At 64.2% G+C, this 25,807-nt stretch carries 26 protein-coding genes and 1 other RNA gene; 16 read left to right on the forward strand and 11 right to left on the reverse strand.

All coding sequences use genetic code 11. The features are described from left to right. The first annotated feature begins 104 nt into the window (after positions 1 to 104). The 5 genes from ENHY17A_RS04710 to ENHY17A_RS04730 all read left to right on the forward strand — a co-directional run bounded on the left by ENHY17A_RS04710 (position 105) and on the right by ENHY17A_RS04730 (position 6,447). Positions 105 to 1,460 (forward strand): DEAD/DEAH box helicase, encoded by a 1,356-nt coding sequence (locus ENHY17A_RS04710; RefSeq protein WP_159710529.1) that lies wholly within the window; start codon positions 105 to 107, stop codon positions 1,458 to 1,460. A gap of 15 nt (positions 1,461 to 1,475) precedes the next feature. Then, positions 1,476 to 2,441, forward strand: coding sequence for a tRNA pseudouridine(55) synthase TruB (truB, locus tag ENHY17A_RS04715; RefSeq protein WP_159710531.1), 966 nt, complete (start codon positions 1,476 to 1,478; stop codon positions 2,439 to 2,441). 14 nt (positions 2,442 to 2,455) lie between these two features. Continuing rightward, positions 2,456 to 2,725, forward strand: coding sequence for a 30S ribosomal protein S15 (gene rpsO, locus ENHY17A_RS04720; protein WP_159710533.1), 270 nt, complete (start codon positions 2,456 to 2,458; stop codon positions 2,723 to 2,725). 216 nt (positions 2,726 to 2,941) lie between these two features. Next, a complete protein-coding gene (gene pnp / locus ENHY17A_RS04725) occupies positions 2,942 to 5,287 on the forward strand; it encodes a polyribonucleotide nucleotidyltransferase (protein WP_159710535.1) in 2,346 nt (781 codons plus the stop codon). Between the two features lie 143 nt (positions 5,288 to 5,430). After that, positions 5,431 to 6,447 (forward strand): sensor histidine kinase, encoded by a 1,017-nt coding sequence (locus ENHY17A_RS04730; protein WP_159710537.1) that lies wholly within the window; start codon positions 5,431 to 5,433, stop codon positions 6,445 to 6,447. Between the two features lie 49 nt (positions 6,448 to 6,496). Here the strand turns inward: ENHY17A_RS04730 and ssrA are convergent. From ssrA to argH, 6 genes are all read right to left on the reverse strand, one after another. Next, positions 6,497 to 6,874: a transfer-messenger RNA gene (gene ssrA / locus ENHY17A_RS04735) on the reverse strand. A gap of 11 nt (positions 6,875 to 6,885) precedes the next feature. Next, positions 6,886 to 7,839 carry a zinc transporter ZntB gene (locus ENHY17A_RS04740; protein ID WP_159710539.1) on the reverse strand — a complete coding sequence of 318 codons (954 nt, stop codon included), beginning with the start codon at positions 7,837 to 7,839 and terminating at the stop codon, positions 6,886 to 6,888. Next, entirely contained in the window at positions 7,836 to 8,609 is a 774-nt protein-coding gene (locus ENHY17A_RS04745; protein WP_159710541.1) for a precorrin-2 dehydrogenase/sirohydrochlorin ferrochelatase family protein, read from the reverse strand. The genes ENHY17A_RS04740 and ENHY17A_RS04745 overlap by 4 nt, the downstream gene beginning before the upstream one ends. Positions 8,610 to 8,616: 7 nt before the next feature. Continuing rightward, positions 8,617 to 9,894, reverse strand: a complete 1,278-nt coding sequence (lysA, locus tag ENHY17A_RS04750; RefSeq protein ID WP_159710543.1) for a diaminopimelate decarboxylase — start codon at positions 9,892 to 9,894, stop codon at positions 8,617 to 8,619. Next, entirely contained in the window at positions 9,894 to 10,139 is a 246-nt protein-coding gene (locus ENHY17A_RS04755; protein WP_159710545.1) for a lipoprotein, read from the reverse strand. The genes lysA and ENHY17A_RS04755 overlap by 1 nt, the downstream gene beginning before the upstream one ends. Next, the gene (gene argH, locus ENHY17A_RS04760) at positions 10,136 to 11,509 is read right to left on the reverse strand and encodes an argininosuccinate lyase (RefSeq protein ID WP_159710547.1); all 1,374 of its coding nucleotides are present in this window, start codon (positions 11,507 to 11,509) and stop codon (positions 10,136 to 10,138) included. The genes ENHY17A_RS04755 and argH overlap by 4 nt, the downstream gene beginning before the upstream one ends. Here argH and ENHY17A_RS04765 point away from each other — a divergent pair. After that, complete coding sequence (locus ENHY17A_RS04765) at positions 11,469 to 12,107, forward strand: TlpA family protein disulfide reductase (protein WP_236547750.1); 639 nt, start codon at positions 11,469 to 11,471, stop codon at positions 12,105 to 12,107. The genes argH and ENHY17A_RS04765 overlap by 41 nt on opposite strands. Beyond that, positions 12,107 to 12,859 (forward strand): prepilin peptidase, encoded by a 753-nt coding sequence (locus ENHY17A_RS04770; protein WP_159710551.1) that lies wholly within the window; start codon positions 12,107 to 12,109, stop codon positions 12,857 to 12,859. The genes ENHY17A_RS04765 and ENHY17A_RS04770 overlap by 1 nt, the downstream gene beginning before the upstream one ends. A gap of 219 nt (positions 12,860 to 13,078) precedes the next feature. Here the strand turns inward: ENHY17A_RS04770 and ENHY17A_RS04775 are convergent, their stop codons facing one another. Continuing rightward, complete coding sequence (locus ENHY17A_RS04775) at positions 13,079 to 13,864, reverse strand: Coq4 family protein (protein WP_328799127.1); 786 nt, start codon at positions 13,862 to 13,864, stop codon at positions 13,079 to 13,081. Between the two features lie 108 nt (positions 13,865 to 13,972). On the opposite strand from ENHY17A_RS04775, the gene ENHY17A_RS04780 reads away from it, so the two are divergent. Next, positions 13,973 to 14,947 (forward strand): trypsin-like serine peptidase, encoded by a 975-nt coding sequence (locus ENHY17A_RS04780; RefSeq protein ID WP_159710555.1) that lies wholly within the window; start codon positions 13,973 to 13,975, stop codon positions 14,945 to 14,947. Here the strand turns inward: ENHY17A_RS04780 and dnaN are convergent, their stop codons facing one another. Then, complete coding sequence (gene dnaN, locus ENHY17A_RS04785) at positions 14,948 to 16,060, reverse strand: DNA polymerase III subunit beta (RefSeq protein WP_159710557.1); 1,113 nt, start codon at positions 16,058 to 16,060, stop codon at positions 14,948 to 14,950. 185 nt (positions 16,061 to 16,245) lie between these two features. Further along, entirely contained in the window at positions 16,246 to 16,905 is a 660-nt protein-coding gene (locus tag ENHY17A_RS04790) for an outer membrane protein (protein ID WP_159710559.1), read from the reverse strand. A 150-nt stretch (positions 16,906 to 17,055) separates the two neighbouring features. On the opposite strand from ENHY17A_RS04790, the gene ENHY17A_RS04795 reads away from it, so the two are divergent. From ENHY17A_RS04795 to ENHY17A_RS04820, 6 genes are all read left to right on the forward strand, one after another. Beyond that, entirely contained in the window at positions 17,056 to 17,709 is a 654-nt protein-coding gene (locus ENHY17A_RS04795; protein ID WP_159714144.1) for a histidine phosphatase family protein, read from the forward strand. Next, entirely contained in the window at positions 17,709 to 18,194 is a 486-nt protein-coding gene (locus ENHY17A_RS04800) for a hypothetical protein (RefSeq protein ID WP_159714146.1), read from the forward strand. The genes ENHY17A_RS04795 and ENHY17A_RS04800 overlap by 1 nt, the downstream gene beginning before the upstream one ends. A gap of 33 nt (positions 18,195 to 18,227) precedes the next feature. Beyond that, positions 18,228 to 19,436: a 23S rRNA (adenine(2503)-C(2))-methyltransferase RlmN gene (gene rlmN, locus ENHY17A_RS04805; RefSeq protein ID WP_236547751.1), complete on the forward strand. Its 1,209-nt coding sequence runs from the start codon at positions 18,228 to 18,230 to the stop codon at positions 19,434 to 19,436. 174 nt (positions 19,437 to 19,610) lie between these two features. Beyond that, positions 19,611 to 20,369, forward strand: coding sequence for a sulfite exporter TauE/SafE family protein (locus ENHY17A_RS04810; RefSeq protein WP_159710561.1), 759 nt, complete (start codon positions 19,611 to 19,613; stop codon positions 20,367 to 20,369). Positions 20,370 to 20,403: 34 nt separating this feature from the next. Further along, entirely contained in the window at positions 20,404 to 21,186 is a 783-nt protein-coding gene (locus ENHY17A_RS04815; protein WP_236547752.1) for a cytochrome b/b6 domain-containing protein, read from the forward strand. Next, positions 21,183 to 21,935, forward strand: a complete 753-nt coding sequence (locus ENHY17A_RS04820) for a molybdopterin-dependent oxidoreductase (protein ID WP_159710563.1) — start codon at positions 21,183 to 21,185, stop codon at positions 21,933 to 21,935. Before ENHY17A_RS04815 ends, ENHY17A_RS04820 begins: the two co-directional genes overlap by 4 nt. Here ENHY17A_RS04820 and ENHY17A_RS04825 read toward each other — a convergent pair. Further along, a complete protein-coding gene (locus ENHY17A_RS04825; RefSeq protein WP_159710565.1) occupies positions 21,932 to 22,351 on the reverse strand; it encodes a DUF1801 domain-containing protein in 420 nt (139 codons plus the stop codon). The genes ENHY17A_RS04820 and ENHY17A_RS04825 overlap by 4 nt on opposite strands. Before the next feature lie 202 nt (positions 22,352 to 22,553). On the opposite strand from ENHY17A_RS04825, the gene ENHY17A_RS04830 reads away from it, so the two are divergent. Continuing rightward, positions 22,554 to 23,774 carry an argininosuccinate synthase gene (locus ENHY17A_RS04830; RefSeq protein ID WP_159710567.1) on the forward strand — a complete coding sequence of 407 codons (1,221 nt, stop codon included), beginning with the start codon at positions 22,554 to 22,556 and terminating at the stop codon, positions 23,772 to 23,774. A gap of 77 nt (positions 23,775 to 23,851) precedes the next feature. Beyond that, positions 23,852 to 24,442, forward strand: coding sequence for a class I SAM-dependent methyltransferase (locus tag ENHY17A_RS04835; protein WP_159710569.1), 591 nt, complete (start codon positions 23,852 to 23,854; stop codon positions 24,440 to 24,442). Positions 24,443 to 24,502: 60 nt separating this feature from the next. Here the strand turns inward: ENHY17A_RS04835 and ENHY17A_RS04840 are convergent, their stop codons facing one another. Next, the gene (locus tag ENHY17A_RS04840; protein ID WP_236547753.1) at positions 24,503 to 25,684 is read right to left on the reverse strand and encodes a glycosyltransferase family 2 protein; all 1,182 of its coding nucleotides are present in this window, start codon (positions 25,682 to 25,684) and stop codon (positions 24,503 to 24,505) included. Positions 25,685 to 25,807: the final 123 nt, after the last annotated feature.

The raw sequence follows: 25,807 nt of genomic DNA on the forward strand, positions 1-25,807 counted from the left end.
GCCATGCTGCTCACAGGCTTCCCAAGTCACGCGGGTCGTCATTTTTGACCCCGCTCTCGTCGCGCCCAGCGCACGGGAAGCCGTTCTGTTTTTCAAGGAATCCCATGACTTTTTCCAAACTCGGCCTGTCCAAGGCCGTTCTCGACGCGCTTGCGGCGAAGAACTACGACACCCCCACTCCGATCCAGCAGCAGGCGATCCCGACCTTGCTCGACGGCCAGGATCTGCTCGGCATCGCGCAGACCGGCACCGGCAAGACCGCGGCCTTCATGCTGCCGTCGATCGACAATCTCGTGAAAGCGAACGAGCGGCGCAAGCCGATGCGCTGCCGGATGCTGGTGCTTGCCCCCACGCGCGAACTGGCCAGCCAGATCGCCGATAGCGCGCGCGACTATGCCAAATTCACCAAGCTGACCGTTGCGACCGTGTTCGGCGGCGTGCCGATCGCGCGCAACCGCCGCGATACCTCGGCTGGGGTCGATATTCTCGTCGCCACGCCGGGCCGGTTGATGGACCTGATCGAACAGCGCTGCATGAGCCTGTCCGACGTCGAAATCCTGGTGTTGGACGAGGCCGACCAGATGCTCGACCTGGGCTTCATCCACACGCTCAAGAAGATCGTGACGATGCTGCCCCAATCGCGTCAGACGCTGTTCTTCTCGGCCACCATGCCGTCGTCGATCCGCGAGTTGGCCGACAAGTTCCTGACCGATCCGGCCGAAGTGCGCGTTGCGCCTGCATCGACCACCGCCGAGCGCGTCGATCAATTCGTGACCTTCATCAACCAGGCGGAAAAGCAGATTCTGCTGACGATGTTCTTTCAGAACAACAAGATCGACCGCGCGCTGGTATTTACCCGCACCAAGCATGGCGCCGACCGCGTCGTGAAGCTGCTGGCGTCGAACGGCATCGCGTCGAACGCGATCCACGGCAACAAGTCGCAGCCGCAGCGTGAAAAGGCGTTGGCCGAATTCCGTGCGGGCAAGGTGCCGATCATGGTCGCGACCGACATTGCGGCACGCGGGATCGACGTCTCGGGCGTCAGCCACGTCGTCAATTTCGAGCTGCCCAATGTGGCCGAACAATATGTCCACCGCATTGGCCGCACCGCGCGTGCGGGTGCCGACGGCATCGCCTTTGCGTTCTGCGCCGATGACGAGCGGCCCTATCTGAAGAGCATCGAAAAACTGACGCGTCAGAAGATCGACGTCGTGCCGCTGCCCGCCAATTTCCAGGCGGAAGCAGAGCGCGTAAAGTCGAGCCGCGTCGGCCCGATCCCGGCCGAACGTCCCGATCGCGGACCGCGTGGTGGTCGCCGTGAAGAACAGGGTCCGCGTCGTCCGCGCGCGACGCATTCGGCCAAGCCTGCCGGTCAGGGTCGCCCCGGTGGCGGTCGCGGGCGTGGCGGTCGTGGTCGCGGCGGCGGTGGCGGCGGCGGGCGCACGAGCGCGCAGGCCTAAGTCTTCGATCTGCCGATGCACGGCTGGATCATCCTCGACAAACCGCTTGGCCTGGGCTCGACGCAGGGCGTCAGCGCGGTCAAGCGGGCGTTGCGCGACGGGGGCTATCCCAAGCGCAAGGTCGGGCATGGCGGGACGCTCGACCCGCTGGCGACCGGCGTGCTGCCGATCGCGATCGGAGAGGCGACCAAGCTCGCCGGACGGATGCTCGACAGCGACAAGGTGTATGATTTCACCATTCGATTCGGCGAACAGACCGATACGCTGGATGCTGAGGGCAAGCTGATCGCGACCAGCGATGTGCGGCCTACCTTGGTCGCGGTCGAGGCGGTGTTGTCGCGGTTCACCGGTGCGATTTCGCAGGTGCCGCCTGCCTATTCGGCGCTGAAGGTCGATGGCGAGCGGGCTTATGACCTGGCGCGGGCGGGCGAGGATGTGGTGCTCGCGACGCGGGAGGTGACGGTTTACGCGCTTACGGTCCGTCACCCCGGACTGGTTCCGGGGTCCACCGCACCCCAAGCGGTTGCGCCCGTGGATAAGTGGACCCCGGAACCAGTCCGGGGTGACGAAGGGGTGTTGGAAGAAATCACCCTCACTGCGCATGTCTCCAAGGGCACCTATATCCGGTCCCTCGCGCGCGACATCGCGCTTGCGCTCGGCACGGTCGGATATGTCACCATGTTGCGGCGGACCAAGGCAGGGCCGTTCGACCTGTCATCCGCGATATCGCTGGACAAACTGGGCGAATCCGCTAAGGACCGCGCGCTTGAGGACATTCTCCTGCCGTTGAGGGCGGGGCTGGACGACATCCCGGCTCTACCCCTCTCCCCCGACCAGGCAGGGCTGCTCAGACAAGGGCGGGTCCTGGTCGGGATCGCTGCTGACGATGGCCAATATTTCGCGTGTACCGGGACCAACCCGATCGCGCTGGTAGAGGCCAGGGCCCATGAGGTTCGCGTCGTCCGCGGTTTCAACCTCTAATTGAAAGGATGACGATGTCGATCACTCAGGAGCGCAAGGAAGCGCTTGTTAAAGAACATGGTCGCGCCGCAGGCGATACCGGCAGCACCGAAGTTCAGGTCGCAATCCTGACCGAACGCATTCAGAACCTGACCGAGCATTTCAAGACCCACGCCAAGGACAACCATTCGCGTCGCGGTCTGTTGATGCTGGTCAACAAGCGTCGCAGCCTTCTCGACTTCCTCAAGAAGACCGAGAATGCGCGCTATACCGACCTCATCGCGAAGCTCGGGCTTCGCAAGTAACGCAATCGTTCGGCCCGCTTCGGCGGGCCGTTTACGTATTGCGTTATCCCGGCGGAGGCCGGGATCCAGGGTTACAAAGCGCAACGCGAATAACCCTAGGCTCCCGCCTATGCGGGAGCACATACGGGACGAGACAATTCGGTCGAGTCCCACGAGCCAATACTGGCTCCCTCATAGGCCCCCCGCGCATCGGGCGTGGGGAGTGAAGGAAATCAAATGTTCGACATCAAGAAAGTAGAACTCGAGCTGGGCGGCAAGACCCTCACGCTGGAGACGGGCCGTGTCGCCCGCCAGGCCGACGGCGCGGTGATCGCGACGCTCGGTGAAACCGTTGTCCTCTGCGCGGTCACCGCTGCGCGTTCGGTAAAGGAAGGCCAGGATTTCTTCCCGCTGACCGTTCACTATCAGGAAAAATACTCGGCAGCAGGCCGCATTCCCGGCGGCTTCTTCAAGCGCGAGCGCGGTGCGACCGAAAAGGAAACGCTGACCAGCCGCCTGATCGACCGTCCGCTCCGCCCGCTGTTCCCCGAAGGTTTCTACAACGAAATCAACGTCATCGCCCAGGTGCTGAGCTATGACGGAGAGAACGAGCCCGATATCGTCGCGATGATCGCGGCATCGGCCGCGCTCACCATTTCGGGCGTACCCTTCATGGGCCCGATCGGCGCAGCGCGCGTCGGTTACGAAAATGGCGAATATATCCTCAACCCGACGCTGGATCAGGTGAAGTCGGGCGAACTCGACTTGGTCGTCGCCGCCACCGGCGACGCGGTGATGATGGTCGAATCCGAAGCCAAGGAGCTGTCGGAAGAAATCATGCTCGGCGCCGTCATCTTCGCGCACGACGCGTCGAAGAAGATCGTCAACGCGATCATCGATCTCGCCGAAAAGGCTGCCAAGGATCCTTGGGAACTGGCCCCCGTTGCGGACAAGACCGCATCGATGGACAAGCTTCGCGGCATCATCGGCACCGACTTGGCGGCAGCGTACAAGCTGACCGACAAGCAGGCGCGCCAGAACGCGATCAACGATGCGCGGACCAAGGCTCGCGAATCGCTTGCGGACCTGAAGGAAAGCGACCCCGAGCAGTATCTCGGCACGTTGAAGCTGGTGAAGAAGCTCGAGGGCGAAATCGTCCGCACCGCGATCCTGAAGGAAGGCCGCCGTATCGATGGTCGCGACACCAAGACGGTGCGTCCGATCGAAGCGATGGTCCACTTCCTGCCGCGCGCCCATGGTTCGGCGCTGTTCACCCGTGGTGAAACCCAGGCGATCTGCACCACGACGCTTGGCACCAAGGACGCGGAACAGATGATCGACGGCCTGAACGGCCTGTCGTACGAACGCTTCCTGCTGCACTATAACTTCCCGCCCTATTCGGTCGGTGAAGTCGGGCGTTTCGGTGCGCCGGGTCGTCGCGAAGTCGGCCATGGCAAGCTCGCATGGCGCGCGCTGCACCCGGTGCTGCCGTCGATGGACGAGTTCCCGTACACGATCCGCGTTTTGTCGGACATCACCGAGTCGAACGGCTCGTCGTCGATGGCGACGGTTTGCGGCGGTTCGCTGTCGATGATGGACGCGGGCGTTCCACTGAAGCGTCCGGTGTCGGGCATCGCGATGGGCCTGATCCTCGAAGGCAAGGACTATGCGGTCATCTCCGACATTCTGGGTGATGAAGATCACCTCGGCGACATGGACTTCAAGGTCGCAGGCACGTCGGAAGGCATCACCACGATGCAGATGGACATCAAGATTGCGGGCATCACGCGCGAAATCTTTGAAGTCGCATTGAACCAGGCCAAGGAAGGCCGCGCGCACATCCTGGGCGAAATGGCCAAGGCGCTCGATTCGAACCGTACCGAATTGTCGGCGCACGCGCCGCGGATCGAGACGATGCAGATCGACAAGTCGAAGATCCGCGAAGTCATCGGCACCGGCGGCAAGGTGATCCGCGAAATCGTCGCGACCACCGGCGCCAAGGTCGACATCGACGATGAGGGTCTGATCAAGGTTTCGTCGTCGGACACCAGCCAGATCGAAGCCGCAATGGCCTGGATCCGCGGCATCGTCGAGGAAGCCGAAGTCGGCAAGGTCTATGACGGCAAGGTCGTCAACCTCGTCGATTTCGGTGCGTTCGTGAATTTCATGGGTGGCAAGGACGGCCTCGTCCACGTCTCCGAAATCAAGAACGAGCGCGTCGAAAAGGTCTCGGATGCGCTGAGCGAAGGCCAGGCCGTCAAGGTCAAGGTGCTTGAGATCGATCCGCGCGGCAAGGTTCGCCTGTCGATGCGCGTCGTCGATCAGGAAACCGGTGCCGAGCTGGAAGACACACGTCCGGCACGCGAACCGCGCGAGCCTCGCGGTGATCGTGGTCCACGCCGTGACGGTGGCGATCGCGGTGATCGTGGCCCGCGTCGCGATGGCGGCGATCGGGGCGATCGCGGTCCGCGTCGTGAAGGCGGCGGTGACCGTGGCCCACGCAGCGACCGTGCTCCGCGCCTTGAAAAGCGCGATGACGATGGCGGCGATATCGGCCTGCCGTCGTTCATCACCGAGAATTGATCGAACCGATCCGTTTTCGTGCGTTATTGGGAAAGGGGCCTGTTTTCAGGCCCCTTTTTCGTTACGCTGCTGATCCGGTCTATTGCGCGCCCTGGGGAATGCGCCAAAGACCGCCGATGGGGCATTGCTGACGCTGGAGACGAATGACCGAGGATGGGACCCAAGCGAGCCATTGGCTCGAACGCCTGCCGATCGCGCAAGGGAGACCCTTGGCCGCGTTCGCAGCGACGTGTGGGCTGATCGCGGGCGCCTATTTCCTTCGCGTGGCGGCGGCTCCGTGGCTGCCGCCCGGCTTTCCCTATGTGACGTTCTTCCCTGCGGTCATCATCGCGTCGTTCCTGTTCGGGGTTCGCATGGGGCTATTCGCAGGCGTCGCGTGCGGGCTGCTGGCCTGGTATTTCTTCATCCCGCCGGTCGGCAGTTTGCGGTTGGGATCGGGGGCGGTGGTCGCGCTCGGCTTTTACGTGCTGGTGATCGGTACCGACCTGATGATCATCCACTGGCTTCAGCGGACCAACAATCGGCTGGCCCACAGCCGCGAGATCAACCGCAAGCTCGCGCAGACCCGCGCCTTGTTGTTCGGCGAACTCCAGCACCGCGTGTCGAACAATCTTCAGGTGGCCGCCGGATTGCTGTCGCTATCCAAGCGGCGCGTTGCCGAGCCCGAAGGCAAGGCTGCGCTGGATGAGGCTTCGCGGCGGTTGGCATTGATTGGGCGGATCAGTCGCCAGCTCTATGACGCGGGCGGCGCAACGCGATCGATGCACGAGTTTCTGGAGCCGTTGTGCGCCGACGTGATCGACGCCAGCGGCCGCACCGACATCCGCTGCATCGTCAATGTCGCCGAGGATGCGCCCTTGTCATCCGACGCGGCGATCCCGCTGGCGCTGATCGTCGCGGAAGCGATGGCGAATGCGATCGAACACGGCTTTGCCGACCGCGACCACGGGCTGATCGAAGTCGAGCTGAGGCGCGAAGGGGAGGCAATGGTGCATGTGGAGGTCCGCGACGACGGCCACGGATTGCCCGCCGGGTTCGAGATCGAAGCGTCGAACAGTCTGGGCCTGCGCATCGCGATGATGCTCGCGGAGCAACTGAATGGCCGGTTTGAACTGTTGCCGGGCAAAGGCACGACGGCGCGGTTGTCGCTGCCGGTGTAACGATATCGCAAGTGGGGAGCTTCTGTTGCCCGGTGCTCCCCGTACCGCTGGAATCCGCTTCTGTTGCCCGGTGCGGCCCAACCGCGCTTTTGTAAGAATAACTTCAGGCCGTTAGGCCCTTAGTTACGCTGCAATCGCGAGTGCTTCGTTATCGTTGGCACTTGTGTAATGGGCCGTCACGGTGGTCCCATTCCGAGCAAAACATGGCGCTTTTCAACACACGTCGATCCTGGTTCGGCCCCATCAGCGCCGCTGAACCGATCGTCGACACGCATGTAGCGTGCCGCCGAGCGGCTCAGCTCCGGTGGTGGAGCCGCCGGGTACTGCCCCCGGGTCCGCTGTGCCTATTGTACGCCGCGATTTATCGCCATAGCCGGGCGAACCCGGCACGATCGATATAGGCGCTTTGATCGCTCCCGAAAAGGGGGGCGGTTCAGATCAGCGGAGCCAGTGCTGCCGGATGAAATAGGCGGCAATCGCACACGCCATGATGGCGCAGACCCCAACCACGCCCCAAAACGCCCACGGCTCCTGCGCATAGGGTATGCCCTCGACATTCATGCCGAGCAGACCGGTCAGGAAGGTGAGGGGCAGGAACACCATCGCCGCGATCGCGATCACCAGCGAACGCTGGTCGAGCTGTTCGGCGCGCAGGTCGGTCAGGGTTTCGTGTACCAGGGCGGCGCGCTCGCGAATCGCCTCCAGCTCCTCTGCCATGCGCGCAGCGCGGTCGGCGGCGCTGGCCAGGTGTAGCCGATCTTCTTCCGATAGCCACGCCGCGGGCAGGTTGGCGAGCTTCTCGAGCGCCTGACGTTGGGGCAGTACGAAGCGCCGATACCCGATCGCCTCTACGCGCACGCGGTTGACCGATCGGCGCAGTGCGAACGCCTGTGTCGCTTCGAGACTTTCTTCGCAATCGTCGAGCTGGTCGCCCAGATCGGCGACCATCGGATCGAGTTCGTCGGTGATTGCCAGTGCGATTTCGGTGACGAGATCGCCCGGATCGAGCACGCGGCCCGCGCGTACCGCGGCGCAGACGCGCTCGATCGCATCGAGTGGCTGGCGGGACACCGACCAGACCCGCCCGGCGGATACGAACATGCGGATCGAGGCAAGCGAATCGCCCGGCTGATCCGACCCGCTCGACAGGCCGCGCAGGTTGATGACCGCACCGTCGCTCGCGGCGTCGCAGCGCGGGCGGGTTTCGGTCGCGGTCAGCGCATCGACGATGAAGGGGGCGAGATCGGCACGTCCGGTCAGCCACGCACGCACTTCGGTTTCGCCGAGGCTGAGATGCGTCCAGACCAGCGCCCCGATAGCGGTCGGAGCGTCGTCGATCGCGATCGATTGCGCGACGCCATCGGCGGTGACCGCGAAGGCGAAACCGCTCACGCCGCGCGCTCCAGGTCGATCGACAGGCCGGAGGGAAGGGCAGCGGGCGGAGCGTCGCACGCAATGCGCGCGGCGTCGGCGCGCGCGCGGGCCAGGATGGCAGGCGGCATGTCGGGGCGATGGAACAGCGTGTCGGCAGCGGCGAGCGCGCGAGCCTCCCCTAACGTCAGGTCGTCGGGATCGTCGCTGCGCAGCCGAATGGTGACCAGCATGTCGGACGCTTCGCCCGCGCGGTCCGCAAGCCACGCCTCGACCCCGTCCACCGCATCCGCGCGAAGCGGATCGAGGATCGCACCTTCGGACAGTGCCGCGCCGAGCGCGCGGCGGCGGGCAGCACCGTCCGGCCAGCGCGTACGCATCGCCACCCGAGCATTTTGAAGCGCTGTTGCCAACGGCCCAAGCGATGCGGGGAGCAGCAACTCAAGCCGCTGGCGCACCGCGGCCGCCAGACCGGCGGACGCCCCCCCGGTCGAGATCGCGACCAGCAGCGGCGATCGATCGACGATCGCGGGCAGCGTGAAATCGCACAAGCCAGGGCGATCGACCGCGTTGACCAGCACGCCGCGCGTCCGCAGATCGGCAACGATCGATTCTGCTGCGGTATCGTCATCGGCGGTGACGATCGCCAATCGCGCGTCGGCATCGTCGAGCCCGACGACATGCCCGCCCGCGCGCTCGATCAGGATTCGCTTAGCGTCTGCCGCTTCGCCTTCGCCGACCAGAATGACGGGCTTGCCCGCCAGTCGAACGACGATGGGCAGGCCGTTCATCGGGCGATCAGTCCTGCAACCATTCGGGCACGCGTTCGGCAGCCATCAGGTCGTTCGACGGGATGCGGTCGGCGACGACGGCCCAGCGCTTGCCCGACACCAGCACTTCGGGGACGAGCCCGCGGCTATTGTAGCTCGACGCCATCGTTGCGCCGTACGCGCCTGCAGTACGGAAAATGGCGAGGTCGTCCTGCACCACCCGGTCGATATCGCGCCCGATCGCAAAGGTATCGCCGCTTTCGCATACCGGGCCGACGATATTCGCGGTCATCCGTCCGCCGCGGGGTTCGACCGCGTGGAAATCATGCCAGGCGTCGTAAAGGGCAGGGCGGGCCAAGTCGTTCATCGCCGCATCGACGATGACGAAGGGATCGCGGGCGCCGGGCTTTACGTACAGCACGCGCGTCATCAGCACGCCCGCATTGCCCGCGATGACGCGACCGGGTTCGAACATCAATGTGACGCCCCATCCGGCAGTCGCGCGCGCGACCATCGCGGCGTAATCGTCGGGCGTGGGAAGCTGCTCGCCCGCCTTGTAGGGCACCCCCAGCCCACCGCCGAGGTCGACATGGGTGATGGCATGGCCCGCCGCGCGCAGTTCCGCGACCAATTCGCCGATCCGTCCGAATGCGGCCTCCAGCGGAGACAGATTGGCGAGCTGGCTGCCGATATGCACCGCGACGCCGCGCATATCGAGGCCGGGTAGCGCGGCCAGCCGGTCGTAGATGCCCGGCGCGACGTCGATACCGACGCCGAATTTCGCCTCTGCCTGGCCAGTCGAAATCTTGGCATGGGTGCCCGCATCGACATTGGGATTGACGCGCAGGGTTGCGGGGATGCGTACGCCCTTTGCTGCGGCGAGTTCGGACAGGAGGCGTCCTTCGTCCTCCAGCTCGATATTGATCTGTCCGATGCCCGCTTCGATTGCGGCCTCCAGCTCCCAGCGCGCTTTGCCGACGCCGGAAAACACGATGTGTTCGGGGGCGATCCCGGCGGCCAATGCGCGGTTCATCTCACCCGCCGACACCACGTCCGCGCCGTAACCGCAATTGGCGAGCACGCGCAGCACGCCCAGATTGGGGTTGGACTTGATTGCAAAGGCGATGTGGATGGGCTTGCCCTCGCCGACGCCTGAATTCTCAAGCGCCTCGCGGAACACGCGTGCGTGACGCTCCAGCGTCGCCTGCGAATAGATATAGACCGGCGTGCCGACGCCCTCGGCAATGTCGGACACGGGGACGTCCTCGCAGTGGAGTACGCCATCCTTCGGGTTGAAATGATCCATCAGCGTGCACCCGGCGGGGGGAGGTCGAACGGATCGTCCTCCCGCTCTTGCGATTCGGTCAGGATTTCGTCGCTGCGGCCGGGACGGGTCTCTGGGGGCGGTTCGAGCAATTTATCGGGCGTGGGTGTTTCGCGCGCGCCGTACGGCGCAGGGGGCAGCGTCTTGCCCTCTTCGAGTTCGAGCGACCCGCGCGACCCGCAGGCGGTCAGCGCCAGTGCGGTTGCGACCAGTAATAACGGCTTCATGCCTCAATCTCCCTGGCGCGTGCCGCCGCAATCGCTTCGCGCACCCGTGCGGGCGCGGTGCCGCCGAAACTCATGCGGCTTGCGACCGACGCCGTCACGGTCAAAACGTCGTAAATGCCGGGCTCGATCCGCGTATCGATGGCTTTCAGGTCGTCGATCGAGAGATCGGAGAGTTTCGCACTGCGCGCGTCGGCCAGCGCGACTGCCCGGCCGGTGATGTGATGCGCCTCGCGGAACGGTACACCCGCTTCTCGGACCAGCCAGTCGGCGAGGTCGGTGGCGGTGGCGTGTCCGCTTTCGGCCAGCGCCAGCATCCGATCGGTGCGGAACGTCGCGCTTTCCACCATGCCGGTCATCGCCGCGATCGACAAAGCGAGCAGGTCGGCAGCCTCGAACACTGGCGGTTTGTCGTCCTGCATGTCCTTGGAATAGGCGAGCGGCAGGCCCTTCATCGTCACCATCAGCGCAGTCATGCAGCCCATGATCCTGCCCGAATGGCCGCGCACCAGCTCGGCGGCGTCGGGATTGCGCTTTTGCGGCATGATCGAGCTGCCGGTCGACCATTGGTCGGACAGCGCGACGAAGCCGAAGGGCTGCGACGCCCAGATCACGAATTCCTCGGCCAGACGGCTGAGGTGAAGCGCGCATTGGGTGGCGGAGGTCAGGAAATCGAGCGCGAAGTCGCGGTCGCTGACCCCGTCCAATGAATTGCGCGTCGGCTCGTCGAAGCCGAGTGCCTGCGCGGTCATTTGGCGGTCGATCGGAAAGCCGGTGCCCGCCAGCGCCGCCGATCCCAGCGGACAGAGGTTGAGCCGCGCGCGGGCATCGCGGAACCGCGCGATGTCGCGGGCGATCATCTCGAAATAGGCCATCAAATGATGACCGAGCGTCACCGGCTGCGCGCTTTGCAAATGGGTGAAGCCGGGCATCACCGCGTCGGCATGTTCCTCAGCCCGCACGAGTAGCGCGTCCTGCAACGCGGCAAGCGCCTCCAGCGTCTGGTCGGTCGCGTCGCGCACCCACAGGCGGAAATCGGTCGCGACCTGATCGTTGCGGCTACGCGCAGTGTGGAGGCGACCAGCGACCGATCCGATCTTGTCCGCCAGCCGCGCCTCGGTCTGCATATGGATGTCTTCAAGCGCCAGGTCTTCGGTGACGCCGTGCGCCTCGTAATCGGCCGCAACCGCGTCCAGACCGGCGTCGATCGTCGCGGCGTCTTCCGCGCTCAGGATACCGGTCTTGCCCAGCATCGCGACATGCGCTTTCGATCCGGCAATGTCCTGACGCCACATTCGCTTGTCGAACGGGATCGAGGCATTTATCTCGCGCATGACTGCCGATGGGCCTTCGGCGAAGCGCCCGCCCCACATGCTATTGGAGGTGCCGTTGCGCCCGGAAATCTCGCTTCTCCTGCCTGCCGTACTGCTGCTCGGCGCTTGCGATAGGCAATCGGCGGACAACGCACAAGCAAGCGCGAATGTCGCTGCCGAAACCGCCGCTACGCCGCCCGAGTTCAAGGCCGACAAGCTGGGCCAGGTCAGCCGCGACAATGAGGGCGAGGCGGCACCCGACACGCCGTTCACCGCCCCTGACGGCAGTGAGACGACGCTGGCTGCGTTCCGCGGCAAGCCGGTGCTGGTCAATCTGTGGGCGACCTGGTGCGCGCCGTGCGTCGCGGAGATGCCGACGCTCGACGCGCTGGCGGAACGCGAAGGCGAGCGCTTGCAGGTGCTGGTGATCAGCCAGGACATGGACGGCGCGGAAAAGGTCGCGCCTTTCTTTGAGAAAGCCGCCTTCAAACGGCTGCAGCCCTATCTGGAACCCGGCATGGCGCTGTCGGTCGGATACGGTGCGAACCTGCCGACGACGATCCTTTACGACGCTGAGGGTAAGGAAGTCTGGCGCGTGCTGGGCGATACCGATTGGACGGGCAAGCCCGCCGCCGACCTGATCGCCGAAGCGATCTGATGGGAGTCTCCCCGTGGCTGCCGCTGCTCGGCGCGGTCGCGGGCGCGATTATCGGCAGCTACCTCGCAACGCTAGCAATCCGCTGGCCGCTGGGGAAAAGCGCCAGTCGCGGGCGGTCGCGTTGCGACGCTTGCGGCATGAAGGTGGGCGCGGGGTCGCTGATCCCAGTGGTGTCGTGGCTCATGCAGCGTGGGCGATGCCGGGCGTGCGGCGCGCGGATCGATCCGATTCACCCGGCGATGGAAGTCTTCGCCGCGGCGGTCGGCGCGATCGCGCTCGTCGTCGTACCGCCCGCACAGGCGTTGGCCGGGATGGCGTTGGGCTGGGCGTTGTTGCTGTTGATTGCGCTGGATGCGCGCTATTTCTGGTTGCCCGATCGGCTGACGCTGCCGCTGATTGCGGGCGGTTGGGGAGCAGCGGTGCTGGGGCTTGGCACCGCACCGCTCGATTCGCTGATCGGCGCCGCGGCGGGATTCATCGGCCTGTGGTCGGTGGGCGAGGCGTATCGCCGGGTGCGCGGACGCACCGGGTTGGGCGGGGGTGATCCGAAGCTGTTGGCGGCGATTGGTGCTTGGTGCGGGTGGGTTCCGCTGCCGTTCGTTCTGCTGGGCGCCGCGGTGATGGGGTTGGCGATTGCGTTGTTGCGACGGGCGCGGGGGCAGGCGGTCGGCGCGACCGACCGGGTGGCGTTCGGGGCGCTCATGGCGTTGGCGGCATGGCCGATCTGGGTGATGATGATTGCGGCGCGCTAGAGCGGCGGTCTGGCAGACGCGCTGCTTGTCTATCCCCGTTAGTCCTGAGTAGCCATCGAGTAGCGCCGCAGGCGCGTATCGAGATGGCGTATCGAAGGACGGGTGGTCGGACGGGTGGTCGCCCGAAATGGTACTTCGATACGAGCCCTTGATACGCCCTGCGGGCTACTCGGTCTCTACTCAGCACGAACGGGTAGGGGAAAAGCCGCAAGGCTTGGGTTAGATTCCCGCCAAATTCTGCTCTCGCAACCTAGCCTGCGCCCGCTTGTAGGCGACTGGCTCGGCAATGTTCAACCGCTTGCGCGCAGCCTCCAGCGGTTCCGCCAGCAGCGTTTGGTAATCCTCGGCCGACAGCCATTTGGCGCGCTTGCCGTTGCGATAGCCTTCGATCACCGCTTTCAGGAACAGGCGTTCGCCGGTCACGCGCAGCGATTTGATCGCTGCGCCCGCGCCGATCGCGGCCCAGCCGAGCCCGCCGGTCTGGGCATAGCTGAACGCGACCAGGCACGCTTCGCCCAAATGCTCTTCGGCGGTATAGCCGGTCAGGACGTGCCAGATGTCGTGGATGTCGCGTTCGCGCCGCCCGAACCAGCTGACCGGGTGTTCCAGGTCGCGCCAACCGTCATTGTCGGTATAGCTGATGTCGGCAAGCCCATCGGCGGAAAAGCCGGTGCGGTCGAGGAAGGCGCGGTAATGCGCGCCGACCGAACCTTCGGGGAGCGAATCGATCCATTCGCGGTTGGAGAACAGCCGCGCCAATTCGGTGCGGTGGTAGGCCAGGCGGCCGCCTTCCGGCGTCTTGATCAGCTTCGCATAGTTGCGCTGGGCAGTGTCGCCGTTCAGCGCGCGCATGATGCGGAACACCTGCACCGTGTCATCGCCGTTCGCGAGCAGCTTGCGCAGTGCCGACCATGCCGCACCCCAGTCGCGCTTCATCGGGAGTGCGGTGTTGATCGGTTGCTGTTGGAGTGCCTGAGTCGCCATGGTCGAGCCTTTAACTGACATTGGTGTCAGTTATGGCAATGGTCGCCTATTATTGCAAGTTCGATGCGCCACTTGTCACCTTAGCCAGCTATCGACTACAGATGTAGTCGATTTGGAGGGAGTTTGCCGATGTGGATTGCGACCTGGCTCATGCTGGCCGACCCGACCGTCGTGACGGTCGAGCGCGTTCATTTCGCGAGCGAAACGCGCGAGAAAATTCGAGCGCGCGCGGGATCGATCGATGCAACACCGGTCCGACCCAGAGGCGAGCCGATCGCATTGCCAGACGCCCTCCCTTATCCCTTACCGCGCCGCAGCCGCTTTTCGACGCTCTACCGCGCGCGCGACCTGTTCGATGTGGCCGTTTTTCCGGCAACGGCGGTGACCAAGCTCCACCGGCTCGATGCCGACGGCAAGCGGACCGAACATGCTTGTACGGCGCAATTCGTCGGCCCGCGTCATTTGATCACCGCCGCGCACTGCATCGTCGACCTGTTCGACCGCACGCCCCATGCCGGGTTCGAGATCGCGGTCGGTTACGACAATGGCCGCGCGGCGATGGTCGCACCGGTGGTCGAGGCGTGGATCGACGATCAGCCCGGCCTGGCGACCGACCAGTCACTGGCGCTGGTCACGCCTGAGCGATGCAGCGATTTCGCACTGCTGGCGATCGCCGAACCGGTCGGCGAGCGGACCGGTTGGTTGGGGATGCGCGCAAGCGCGGATGCGGCGACCCCGCTGCATCGCTTTTCCTATCCGCACGTCCCCGGCCATCGCGCGCTTGAACGGACGATTGAGAAAATGCCTGAAGGTGCCCGCAAGGTGTTCGAGATCGAATTGGCGCGGTCGCGCACCGCCGAACCCGATTTCTCGCCCGACAATCTCTATTTTGAGTTCGGTCGCGCCGACCACGTTGCGTCCAGTCATCTGGCCGACACCAACGGCTATATCGCGCCCGGACGCAGCGGTGCGGCACTGGTCGATTCGACCGGCGCGGTGCAGGCGATCCTGTCGCGCGGTTACGATGGCACCAGCTATAGCTGCCGACTGACGCCGGAGTTGATCGGTGCCTTTGCCGCGATCATCGCGGGCAAAGACCCCTGATCACACCCGCATCGGCATCAGCACGTAGAGCGCGGGTGCCTTGTCGTTTTCGCGGATCAGCGTCGGGGCGGCGGCATCGGCCAGGTGGACCTCGACCAGATCGCCTTCGACCTGCCCTAATATGTCCATCAGATATTTGCTGTTGAAGCCGATTTCGAAGCCCTGGCTGGCATATTCGCCGGGGACTTCTTCGGCAGCGGTGCCGTTTTCGGGGCTGGTCACCGACAGCGTGATCTTGTCGCGGTCGAGCGCCATTTTGACCGCGCGCGTCTTTTCCGTCGCAATGGTCGATACGCGATCGACGCCGGCCATGAAGCTTTTCGGGTCGATCTTGAGGATCTTGTCGTTACCGGTCGGGATCACCCGCGAATAATCGGGGAAGGTGCCGTCGATCAGTTTGGAGGTGAGAATCGCGCGCCCCAGGTCGAAGCGGATCTTGGAGCCCGACATCGACACGCCGACCGATCCGTCGACTTCGTCGAGCAGCTTGCGCAGTTCGGCGATGCATTTGCGCGGAACGATGATGCTGGGCATTTCCTCGGCGCCGTCGGGGCGCGGCACGGTGACGCGCGCCAGGCGGTGGCCGTCGGTGGCGGCTGCTTTCAGGACTGGGGTGCCTTCGTCGGACACATGGAAGAAGATGCCGTTGAGATAATAACGGGTTTCTTCGGTCGAAATCGCGAAGCGCGTCTTGTCGATGATCGCCTTCAGCGTTTCCGACGGCAATTCGAACTGGGTCGGCAATTCGCCCTCGGCGATCACCGGGAAATCGTCGCGCGGCAGCGTGCCGAGCGAGAAGCGGGCGCGGCCTGCGACGATCGCCAATTTGCCTTCCGCGGCGGTCAGTTCGACCTGCGCGCCTTCGGGCAATTTGCGAACGATATCGAAGAGGGTATGCGCGGAAACCGTGGTCGCGCCGGGCTGATCGACAGCGGCTGCGACGGTTTCGTCGATCTGGAGGTCGAGATCGGTCGCCATCAGGCGAATGATGCCGTCGGCGGATGCGTCGATCATCACGTTCGACAGGATGGGGATGGTATTGCGCCGCTCGACCACCGACTGGACGTGGCTGAGCCCCTTGAGCAGGGTTGCGCGTTCGATCGTCGCCTTCATCATTTACCCCCGGGCCGCCGCCCTTATTTTGAAACCCACCGTGATTCGCGGTCGCGACGGCAAGCACTCTCGCCGAATTTATCCTTAGCGCGAAAAAGGGCCGGGGCAAGAAGCCCCGACCCTTCCCGGTCCAGATTCGAGTACCCGCCTACGCTACCGGGGCACCGTATCCGTACGTTGGTCGATCAGAAGCGGACGCCGACGCCCGCCATCACCTGATGACGATCGGTATCGATGTCGAATTGATCGGTGACGGTGCCATCACGGAATTCGAAATCGGCTTCGCGATAGTTCGAATAGCGATATTCGAGCTTGGCATAGGTGTTGGTGCCGATCGCGCGCTCGACGCCCGCGCCTGCGCGCCAGCCTTCAAGCTCGAAATTCTCGTCGATTTCGTTGGTGCCGTCACTGCCGAGCAGGTTCAGCCGCGCGTTGGTGTAGCCGCCCTTGGCATAGACCAGCGTCTCCGGCGTCGCGAGGACACCGACGCGACCACCGATATAGATGTCGCGACCGGTGCTGACTTCGCCGAACCCGAACGTGTTCGGATTGTTGCGCTCGGTTTCCACCTTGCCGGTCGAATCGGTCAGTTCCGCTTCGACACCGAGCACGAGCCCGTTGTTCATGGCGAAGTCGTAGCCGATTTCGCCGCCATAGACGAAGCCGTCCACGGTCTGGTCGATACCGTCGATATCCGCGTCCTCGGTGCTGCCGGGACGGATGCCGTCATAGCCGCCGAGCACGCCGATACGGGGACCGGTGAACGTCGGGTTCACGTCCTGCGCCAGGGCGGGCGTTGCAAAGGCCGACGAAGCGGCAAGTGCGACAATGAGTGCGTTACGCATAAAAAACTCCATTCCTCAAATCCCCGATCATGCCGGGAAGCGAGCTAAATGGTGCGGCGCGGCGAATGTTGCATGAACCTCAGATAAACAAGGATTTCCGTTGCTTTTGCGCCACAGGGGCTTGAAACGGAAGGGGTGGACGACAAGGCAATGGATGCGATGAATCGAGTGGCACGACGCAAGGGACGCGATTTCATCGCGCGGCACGGGGAGACGGTATTCAACGTCGTCAAACGGTTGCAAGGCACCCATCCGCACACGCCGCTGACCCGAGCGGGCTTTGCCCAGGCGGAGGAAATGGGACGGGCGTTGCGGGCAGAACTCGGGGCGAAACCGAAACTGGAATTATGGGCCTCGCCAACCGGGCGCGCGCTTCAGACGCTGGCGGTGATCGCCGAACATCTCGAACTCGACTGGCACGCCGCGCAGACCGACGAACGGCTGACCGAAATCGACATGGGCGATTGGGGCGGGCGTTATTATGCGGAGATTTCCGCAGAGGCGGGGGATTTCATCGACCGCGAGACCGGGCTGTTCGCGGTTCCGGCACCGCAGGGAGAGTTCTATGACGGCATCGCGGCGCGTGTTTCGGCCTGGGCCGACGACACAGACCGTGAGGGCGACCGGCTGGTGATCATGCACGGTATGTCGAGCCGGGTGCTGCGCGGCGTCCTGACGGGGGCCGACGTGCTGCCGAAATTTCGCGCACCGATCGCCGGTGGACTGCCCCAGGGAACGGTGGTCGCGATTCAAGACAGGGTGGAGCGCATCGTCCACCGCGGCACCGGACACGCCCCCGCATGATGCTCGCCGCGCTCCTGGTGCTGACGCAAACACAGGCTGCACCCGAACGCCCCGCCGGACGCGTGACCATCGGAATCCACCAAAGCTGGGGCGCATTCCGCGACGCTTCGCCACGCAAATGTTTCGCCATTGCTCGCCCCCCCGGCGCGGGCCAGCGCAACCCCGCCTTCGCCAGCATCGGCATCTGGCCCGGCAGCGCCGCCCGCCCGCAATTCCACGCCCGGTTGAGCCGCGCGAAGCGCGCCGACGCCCGCGTCACGCTGTCGATTGGTGAGCGCCGCTTCGCGCTGATCGCGGGTGCAACCGACGCCTGGGCACCCGATCCCGCCACCGACGCCGCGATCGTCGCGGCGATGCGCGGCCAGCGCAGCATGAGCGTCGAGAGCGTGGGTGCAAGCGGTCGTCCCTTCGCCGACACCTACGCGCTGGGCGGCGCCGCGACCGCCATCGACGCGGCGGTGCTGGGGTGCGCGCGCGCAACCTAGCGTTCGGGCAGATTTTCCCCTATATCGCGCGCCATGCAGACAGCTTCCGTCGTTCCCATGCCCATTCCGGGGCATATCGATCCCGTGCCCGTGCCGCGTGCCTTGGTGCCGCGCAGCGACGGGCGAATCGACCTGCTTGGCCTGTCCAAGATGGACCTGCGGATGGCGCTGGAGACGTCGCAGCTCGATCCCAAGCAGGCGAAGCTGCGTGCCAAGCAATTGTGGCACTGGATCTACAATCGCGGCGTCACCGAATTTTCGAAGATGACCGACATTTCGAAGACGATGCAGCCGTGGCTGGAGCAGCGCTTCGTGATTTCGCGGCCAGACGTGGTCGAGGCCCAGGTTTCGACCGACGGCACGCGCAAATGGCTGCTGCGGTCGGACGACGGGCAAGACTATGAAATGGTGTTCATCCCCGATGCCGATCGGGGGACGTTGTGCGTGTCTTCGCAAGTCGGCTGCACGCTTAATTGCCGTTTCTGCCACACCGGCACGATGCGGCTGGTCCGCAACCTGACGCCGGGCGAGATCGTGGGGCAGGTCATGCTCGCGCGCGATGCGCTGGGCGAATGGCCGAGCCAACCCGACGGGCGGATGCTGACCAACATCGTCATGATGGGGATGGGCGAGCCGCTCTATAATTTCGATTCGGTGCGCGATGGGTTGAAGATCATCATGGACGGCGATGGCATTGCCCTGTCCAAGCGGCGGATCACCCTTTCGACCAGCGGCGTGGTGCCGATGATGGCGCGTGCTGGCGCGGAGATCGGCGTCAACCTGGCGGTGTCGCTTCACGCGGTGACCAAGGAAGTGCGCGACGAGATCGTGCCGCTCAACCGCAAATACGGGATCGAGGAGCTGCTTCAGGCATGCGCCGATTATCCCGGCGCAAACAATGCGCGGCGGATCACGTTCGAATATGTGATGCTGAAGGACAAGAACGACAGCGACAACGATGCGCGCGAACTGGTTCGGCTGCTGCGGCATTACGATTTGCCCGCCAAGGTCAATCTGATCCCGTTCAATCCGTGGCCCGGCGCGCCCTATGAATGTTCCGAGCCTGGGCGAATCAAGGCGTTCTCGAAGATTATCTTCGAATCGGGCATTTCTGCCCCGACACGGACGCCCCGCGGGCGTGACATCGATGCGGCGTGCGGCCAGTTGAAGACGGCGTCGGAGAAGAAGTCGCGCGCGGAACTCGACAAGCTGGCGGAAGAGAAGCAGGCGGCGCTGGGCTAAGCCATCGTCCGTCACCCCGGACGCAGTGCCGGGGTCCACCAAGCCCCTTGTACGATTCTTGAGCTTCTGGCGACGTGCGTGCCGCCCGGTGGACCCCGGCACTACGGCCGGGGTGACGGTGGTGGAGAGGCAATCGCTCGACAACCTCCCGCGTATCCGCTCTAGCGACTGGCGATGCTTGATGCCGCCGCTCTCACGCTTGCTCTGGTCGCAGGGATCGCCGGGGGTGTGATGAACGCACTTGCGGGTGGGGGCACCTTTGCGACCTTGCCTGCGCTGCTGGCGCTGGGGCTGCCTGCCAATATCGCCAACGCCACGTCCAATGTCGCGCTGCTGCCGGGGGCGGCGGCTAGTGCATGGACGTTTCGGGACGAGTTGCGCCCAATCGCGAGGGTCGCGATTCCGCTGCTGGCGGCAATTACCTTTGCGGGCGGGCTGGTCGGGAGCTGGCTGCTGGTCGCGACGCCGTCGGATACGTTCGACCTCATCATCCCCTGGCTGGTGCTGTATGCCTTCGTCGTCCTGTTCATCGGCAAGCGCGGGGCGGCGTGGCTGGCGGCGCGCGTGACGATCGGGCGGCGCGCGCTGATGGCGGTGCAGTCGCTGCTGGGCGTTTATGGCGGATATTTCGGCGGGGGCGTCGGATTGATGACCACCGCGACGTACGGCCTGCTCGCGGGGATTTCGCCTCGCGAGATGTTCGCGGCGCGCACGCTGATGCTGGCGGTCGCCAATCTGGCGGCAGCGATCATATTCATCGCCTTTGCGATGGTCGATTGGCGGACCTGTGTGCCGATGCTGATCGGCGCGATCCTGGGCGGATGGGGCGGCGCGCATCTGGGCAAGCGTCTGGCGCCGGGGCCGGTGCGTATCTGGACCTTGCTCGTCACCGGCATCACGACGATCGTGTTTTTCGTTCGTGCTTATGGCTGAGCGCGGTTAGGCTGGCGTCAGCGAAGGAGGCCGCATGGCGGATGTAACCGAAACGGGCGACCAACCGAATGCGCCTGTCATGACCCCGCCCACCCGCATTTATCGCCACCGCCTCGCCACGCGCCTGTGGCACTGGATCAACGCGGTGTCAGTCATCGTGCTGCTGGGCAGCGGGTTGATGATCCTGAACGCCCATCCGCACCTTTATTGGGGCCAGTTCGGAGCGAATTTCGACGAGCCGTGGTTCAGCGTGTCGATGGTGTTTGCCGATGGTCGCGTGCCGGGCTGGCTGACGATCCCGAGCAATTACAGCCTGTCCGCCGGGCGGCGCTGGCATTTGTTCTTCGCTCTGATACTCGGCTTCGGCCTGCTCGGCTTCATGATCGCCAGCCTGATCAACCGCCATTTTAAACGTGACCTGACGGTGGCGCGCGAGGACGTGTCGCCCAAGCATCTGGCGCATGACGTGCGCGAGCATCTGGCGCTCAGGTTCCACGATCCCAAAAAGCCCGCGCGCTACAACAGCCTTCAGAAATGGAGCTATATCCTCGTCATCTTCGTGATGCTGCCGCTGGTCATCCTGACCGGGCTGACCATGTCGCCGGGGATGAATGCGGCGTGGCCGTGGCTACTCGACCTGTTTGGCGGGCGGCAATCGGCGCGCTCCATTCATTTCATCGTCGCCATGCTGCTCGCCGGGTTCATCGTCGTGCATCTGGCACTCGTCATCCTCGCGGGGGTTTGGAACGAGCTACGCTCGATGATTACCGGCTGGTGGCGCGTGCCCGAGCATCGGCCACTGGAGGACAAGCCATGATCCACCGTCGGACCCTGATTGCCGGGTTGGCGGCGAGCGCGGGCGGATTGCTCGCGGGCTGCGACCGGCTGAACGAAAGCCCGGGCTTTCGCGGGTTGTTGAGCAAGGGCGAGGACGCCAATCTTGCGCTGCAACGCCTGTTGATCGACCGCAATGCGCTGGCCCGCGAGTTTCGCCCCGACCAGATGTCGCCGATCTTTCGCGCCAATGGCACCAAGCGACCCGAAGGCGACGCCTATGCCGCCCAGGCCGCCGCCAATTTTGCCGACTGGCGCATCACCGTCGACGGGCTGGTCGCCAATCCGCTGTCGCTGTCGATGGACCAGGTCCGTGCAATGCCCGCCCGGTCGCAGATCACGCGCCACGATTGCGTCGAAGGGTGGAGCGCGATCGGCAAATGGACGGGGCCGCGCCTGTCGTTGATCCTGAACGCCGCGCGATTGCAGCCTGCGGCGAAGTACCTCGTCTTCCACTGTGCGGACACGCTGGGCGGGCGACCATACTATGAATCGATCGACCTGATCGACGCATTTCACCCCCAGACGATCATGGCCTGGGCGATGAATGACCGGGTGCTGGGCGTTCCTTACGGTGCGCCCGTGCGCCTGCGGGTTGAGCGGCAACTGGGCTACAAGCACGCCAAATATGTTCAGCGGATCGAAGCGGTGGCATCGCTCGACGGGCTGTACGGCGGCAAGGGCGGCTATTGGGAAGATGTCGCCGATTACGAATGGTATGCGGGGATCTAGCGCGGATAGCGCGCGTCGCTCGCCTTGAGCGAACCCAGAATCAGCGCCTCCAGCACATCCAGGTCGATATCAGACAGGCGCTTGACGTACAGGCACGATTTACCCGTGCGATGCTTGCCCAGCCGCGCCATCAGGTCTGCACGCTCGGGAAATTCGTCGGAGAGATAGAAGACCAGTTCGGTCTTGCGCGGCGAAAAGCCGATCCGCGGCATGTCGCCTTCGCGCCCGCTGTCATATCGGTAATGGCACGAACCGAAGCCGATGATCGACGGTCCCCACATGACCGCGCGCTCGCCCGACAGCCGCTCCATGATCGCGCAGACGAGCTTTGCGTCCTCGCTTCGTTCAAGCGGCTGGGCGGCGGCGATAAAGGCATCGACCGATGCGGTGCCAGGTTGGGTCTTGTTGTCGGCCATGGGGAGTCTCCATTAGCGTCATACCGCAGTCTGTGTGGGTGGGACACGTTTCTCGACTTCGCTCGAAACGAACGGAGGGGGAAACGCTGAAGAATCCCCCGTTCGCCTCCAGCGAAATCGAGAAACGCTGCCTCGCCATTGCACCCGAGCCTGCACCCGCATAGAGCGCGCCCCAAATCCCTGACCCGTTGGAGTCCCCGCCATGACCGATCAGATCAACAAGGTCGTCCTCGCCTATTCGGGCGGGCTCGACACCAGCGTCATCCTGAAATGGCTCCAGCAGAATTATAACTGCGAGGTCATCACCTTCACCGCCGATCTGGGGCAGGGCGAGGAGCTGGAGCCCGCGCGCGCCAAGGCCGAGATGATGGGGGTGAAGCCCGAGCACATCTATATCGACGATCTGCGCGAGGAATTCGTCCGCGATTTCGTCTTCCCGATGATGCGCGCCAATGCGCTGTACGAAGGGTTGTACCTGCTCGGTACCTCGATCGCACGGCCGCTGATTTCCAAGCGCCTGATCGAGATTGCGCGCGAAGTCGGTGCCGATGCGATTTCGCACGGCGCGACCGGCAAGGGCAACGACCAGGTCCGCTTCGAGCTATCGGCCTATGCGCTGGCGCCCGATATCAAGGTGATCGCGCCGTGGCGCGAATGGGATCTGACCAGCCGTACCGCGCTGATCGACTTTGCCGAGAAGAACCAGATTCCGGTGCCCAAGGACAAGCGGGGCGAGTCGCCGTTCTCCACCGATGCGAACCTGTTGCACACCTCGTCGGAAGGGAAGGTTCTAGAAGACCCATGGGATGAAGTTCCCGATTACGTCTATTCGCGCACGGTGAACCCCGAGGACGCGCCCGATACGCCCGAATATATCACTATGGACTTCGAAAAGGGCGACGGCATCGCGCTGAACGGCGAAGCGATGAGCCCCGCGACATTGCTGGCGGCACTCAACGAACTCGGGCGCAAGCACGGCATTGGGCGGCTCGATCTCGTCGAGAACCGCTTCGTCGGCATGAAATCACGCGGCATGTACGAAACGCCGGGCGGCACGATCTATGCGATGGCGCATCGGGGGATCGAATCGATCACGCTCGACCGTGGCGCGGCGCATTTGAAGGACGAACTCGCACCCCGCTATGCCGAGCTGATCTATAACGGCTTCTGGTTCGCGCCCGAACGCGAAATGCTCCAGGCCGCGATCGACCATAGCCAGGAAAAGGTCGCCGGCACCGTCCGGCTGAAGCTCTACAAGGGCGGGGTCTATGTCGTCGGCCGTAAGTCGCCCAACTCGCTCTATTCTGAGAAGGTCGTGACGTTCGAGGACGATCAGGGCGCTTACGACCAGCGCGATGCGGCAGGCTTTATCAAGCTGAACGCGCTGCGGTTGCGGCTGCTGGGACGGCGCGATCGCATCTAGGCGCGCGTTAACCATATCGCATTCTTTCGCGGCGATGGTCGGGCTTCTGATCGTCTATCTATGGGGAAAGCTGCGCAATGCTGGGCAAGGTTCACGGTAAGCTGGTGTTCGATCGCCGCATTCAGGTGCTGGCGCGTGAAATCGCGTCGCGGCTGCCCGAAAATGCGCGCGTGCTCGATGTCGGATGCGGCAGCGGCGATCTGGCGGTGCTCGTCATGCAATCGCGACCCGATGTCAGGATCGAAGGTATCGACGTGCTGGTACGGCCCGAAACGGCGATTCCGGTCACCCGATACGACGGGACGACCATCCCCCACGCCGATGGCAGTTTCGATGCCGCGATCATCGTGGACGTCCTCCACCATACCGACGATCCGCAGGCGGTCCTGGCCGAAGTCGCGCGCGTCGCGCGAGTCGTGGTGGTCAAGGATCACTTGCGCGACGGAGTCGCGGCCGGCGCGACGTTGCGATTCATGGATTGGGTGGGCAACGTCTCGCACGGCGTGCGGTTGCCCTATAACTATCTTTCGTCGCGCGAGTGGGCCGGAATTTACGGCGCTCTAGGTCTGGCGACCGATCGCTTCAGCAAACGGCTGGGGCTCTATCCGCGCCCGTTCGGCTGGCTCTTCGATCGAAGCCTGCATTTCGTGACGATTCTCAGTCGCTGATCATCCTAGAAAGGGGCCGCCGCCGGCAAGGCGGCGGCCCCTTTTTCATGTCCCGGCCTCTCAGCGTTGCCGGGGGTCGATCAGTCCGATCAGGAAGCTGGTGAACACGATCTGCAAACCCAGCACCGCAGCGGCCATCGACGGAATTGCGCCGCGCATCAGTGCGTAGGGGTTCATCGGACCGAATCCCGCGGATGCCCAATCGGCGACCAACCACGCAAGGCCCACGCAACCGGCTGCGAACAGGACGCCGCCCGTCTGGCAGCCGCGTTCGACCGTGAACAATTTGCGAAACCGCTCGGTCCCGCGCCCGGTTGGCCACATGCCGGCCACGATCCCGAATAGCCGTGCCAGGATGCCGAAACTCAGCAATTGCGCGCCGAGGAGCAGCGCCATCGCCGCAAACAGCATCGAGGTGATCGACAATTCGACGCCTGCCAGCGCGAAGCCGCCCGGTGCCAACACTGCCAGACCGATTGCTCCGCCGCCGCCGAGCGCAACCCCGGGATAATAGAATAGCCAGCGCGGTGCGTAGGTCAGCAGGAAGCGCAAGTGACGCCAACCGTCCCGCCAAGTGCGCAGATGCGGCGGGCGACTGCGCCCGTCCTTGGCCAGTGTTGTCGGTACTTCGCGAATATCCAGGCCATGGATCGCTGCCTTCACCACCATTTCGCTGGCAAATTCCATGCCCGGCGAATTGAGCTTCAGTGTTGCGATCGAATCGCGCCGGAATGCCCGAAGCCCGCAATGAAAGTCGCCAATCGGCGCGCCGAAAAACAGCTTGCCGGCATAGCTCAACACCGGATTTCCGAGATAGCGGTGAAGCAAGGGCATCGCGCCGCGGGCGATGCCGCCGCGAAACCGGTTGCCCATCACCAGATCGGCTCCCGACCGGAGCGTTTCGACGAACGGCATCAATCCCAGGAAGTCATAGCTGTCGTCCGCGTCGCCCATCGCGACGAACCGTCCGCGTGCGATCGCGATTCCTCCGATCAGCGCTGCCCCATATCCGCGTGCCTCGACCGCAACCAGGCGTGCGCCCAGCGCATTGGCGATTTGACGCGACCCGTCGGTCGATCCGTTGTCGGCGACGATGACTTCGCCCGACATGTCGTGAGTCGCCAGGAACGCCTGTGCCTTGCGAACGACGATCGCCAGGGTTTCGGCTTCGTTCAAACACGGGATAACGATCGAAAGCTCGATCTCGTCACGCGCCGGTTCGACGCGATGATCGACGCTCACGGATGAGTGATTTGGTTTGAATGCTGGTTTCAACATGGCTCCCCTTCTCGATCAGGGGGTAAAGGCCAGGACTGAAAGATCGGTTAACCATTGGTGGCTAAAGCGTTGCCCGTGCCCAATTGA

The organism is Sphingomonas sp. AX6 (genome assembly GCF_902506605.1).
Lineage (GTDB): Bacteria > Pseudomonadota > Alphaproteobacteria > Sphingomonadales > Sphingomonadaceae > Sphingomonas.

Bases quoted from the DNA above. Each gene is read 5' to 3' on its own strand.
- ENHY17A_RS04710 (WP_159710529.1), top strand. From the start codon at position 105: ATGACTTTTTCCAAACTCGGCCTGTCCAAGGCCGTTCTCGACGCGCTT.
- truB (WP_159710531.1), top strand. From the start codon at position 1,476: ATGCACGGCTGGATCATCCTCGACAAACCGCTTGGCCTGGGCTCGACG.
- rpsO (WP_159710533.1), top strand. From the start codon at position 2,456: ATGTCGATCACTCAGGAGCGCAAGGAAGCGCTTGTTAAAGAACATGGT.
- pnp (WP_159710535.1), top strand. From the start codon at position 2,942: ATGTTCGACATCAAGAAAGTAGAACTCGAGCTGGGCGGCAAGACCCTC.
- ENHY17A_RS04730 (WP_159710537.1), top strand. From the start codon at position 5,431: ATGACCGAGGATGGGACCCAAGCGAGCCATTGGCTCGAACGCCTGCCG.
- ENHY17A_RS04745 (WP_159710541.1), bottom strand. From the start codon at position 8,609: ATGAACGGCCTGCCCATCGTCGTTCGACTGGCGGGCAAGCCCGTCATT.
- lysA (WP_159710543.1), bottom strand. From the start codon at position 9,894: ATGGATCATTTCAACCCGAAGGATGGCGTACTCCACTGCGAGGACGTC.
- ENHY17A_RS04755 (WP_159710545.1), bottom strand. From the start codon at position 10,139: ATGAAGCCGTTATTACTGGTCGCAACCGCACTGGCGCTGACCGCCTGC.
- ENHY17A_RS04765 (WP_236547750.1), top strand. From the start codon at position 11,469: ATGACTGCCGATGGGCCTTCGGCGAAGCGCCCGCCCCACATGCTATTG.
- argH (WP_159710547.1), bottom strand. From the start codon at position 11,509: ATGTGGGGCGGGCGCTTCGCCGAAGGCCCATCGGCAGTCATGCGCGAG.
- ENHY17A_RS04770 (WP_159710551.1), top strand. From the start codon at position 12,107: ATGGGAGTCTCCCCGTGGCTGCCGCTGCTCGGCGCGGTCGCGGGCGCG.
- ENHY17A_RS04775 (WP_328799127.1), bottom strand. From the start codon at position 13,864: ATGTCAGTTAAAGGCTCGACCATGGCGACTCAGGCACTCCAACAGCAA.
- ENHY17A_RS04780 (WP_159710555.1), top strand. From the start codon at position 13,973: ATGTGGATTGCGACCTGGCTCATGCTGGCCGACCCGACCGTCGTGACG.
- dnaN (WP_159710557.1), bottom strand. From the start codon at position 16,060: ATGAAGGCGACGATCGAACGCGCAACCCTGCTCAAGGGGCTCAGCCAC.
- ENHY17A_RS04790 (WP_159710559.1), bottom strand. From the start codon at position 16,905: ATGCGTAACGCACTCATTGTCGCACTTGCCGCTTCGTCGGCCTTTGCA.
- ENHY17A_RS04795 (WP_159714144.1), top strand. From the start codon at position 17,056: ATGGATGCGATGAATCGAGTGGCACGACGCAAGGGACGCGATTTCATC.
- ENHY17A_RS04800 (WP_159714146.1), top strand. From the start codon at position 17,709: ATGCTCGCCGCGCTCCTGGTGCTGACGCAAACACAGGCTGCACCCGAA.
- rlmN (WP_236547751.1), top strand. From the start codon at position 18,228: ATGCAGACAGCTTCCGTCGTTCCCATGCCCATTCCGGGGCATATCGAT.
- ENHY17A_RS04810 (WP_159710561.1), top strand. From the start codon at position 19,611: ATGCTTGATGCCGCCGCTCTCACGCTTGCTCTGGTCGCAGGGATCGCC.
- ENHY17A_RS04815 (WP_236547752.1), top strand. From the start codon at position 20,404: ATGGCGGATGTAACCGAAACGGGCGACCAACCGAATGCGCCTGTCATG.
- ENHY17A_RS04820 (WP_159710563.1), top strand. From the start codon at position 21,183: ATGATCCACCGTCGGACCCTGATTGCCGGGTTGGCGGCGAGCGCGGGC.
- ENHY17A_RS04825 (WP_159710565.1), bottom strand. From the start codon at position 22,351: ATGGCCGACAACAAGACCCAACCTGGCACCGCATCGGTCGATGCCTTT.
- ENHY17A_RS04830 (WP_159710567.1), top strand. From the start codon at position 22,554: ATGACCGATCAGATCAACAAGGTCGTCCTCGCCTATTCGGGCGGGCTC.
- ENHY17A_RS04835 (WP_159710569.1), top strand. From the start codon at position 23,852: ATGCTGGGCAAGGTTCACGGTAAGCTGGTGTTCGATCGCCGCATTCAG.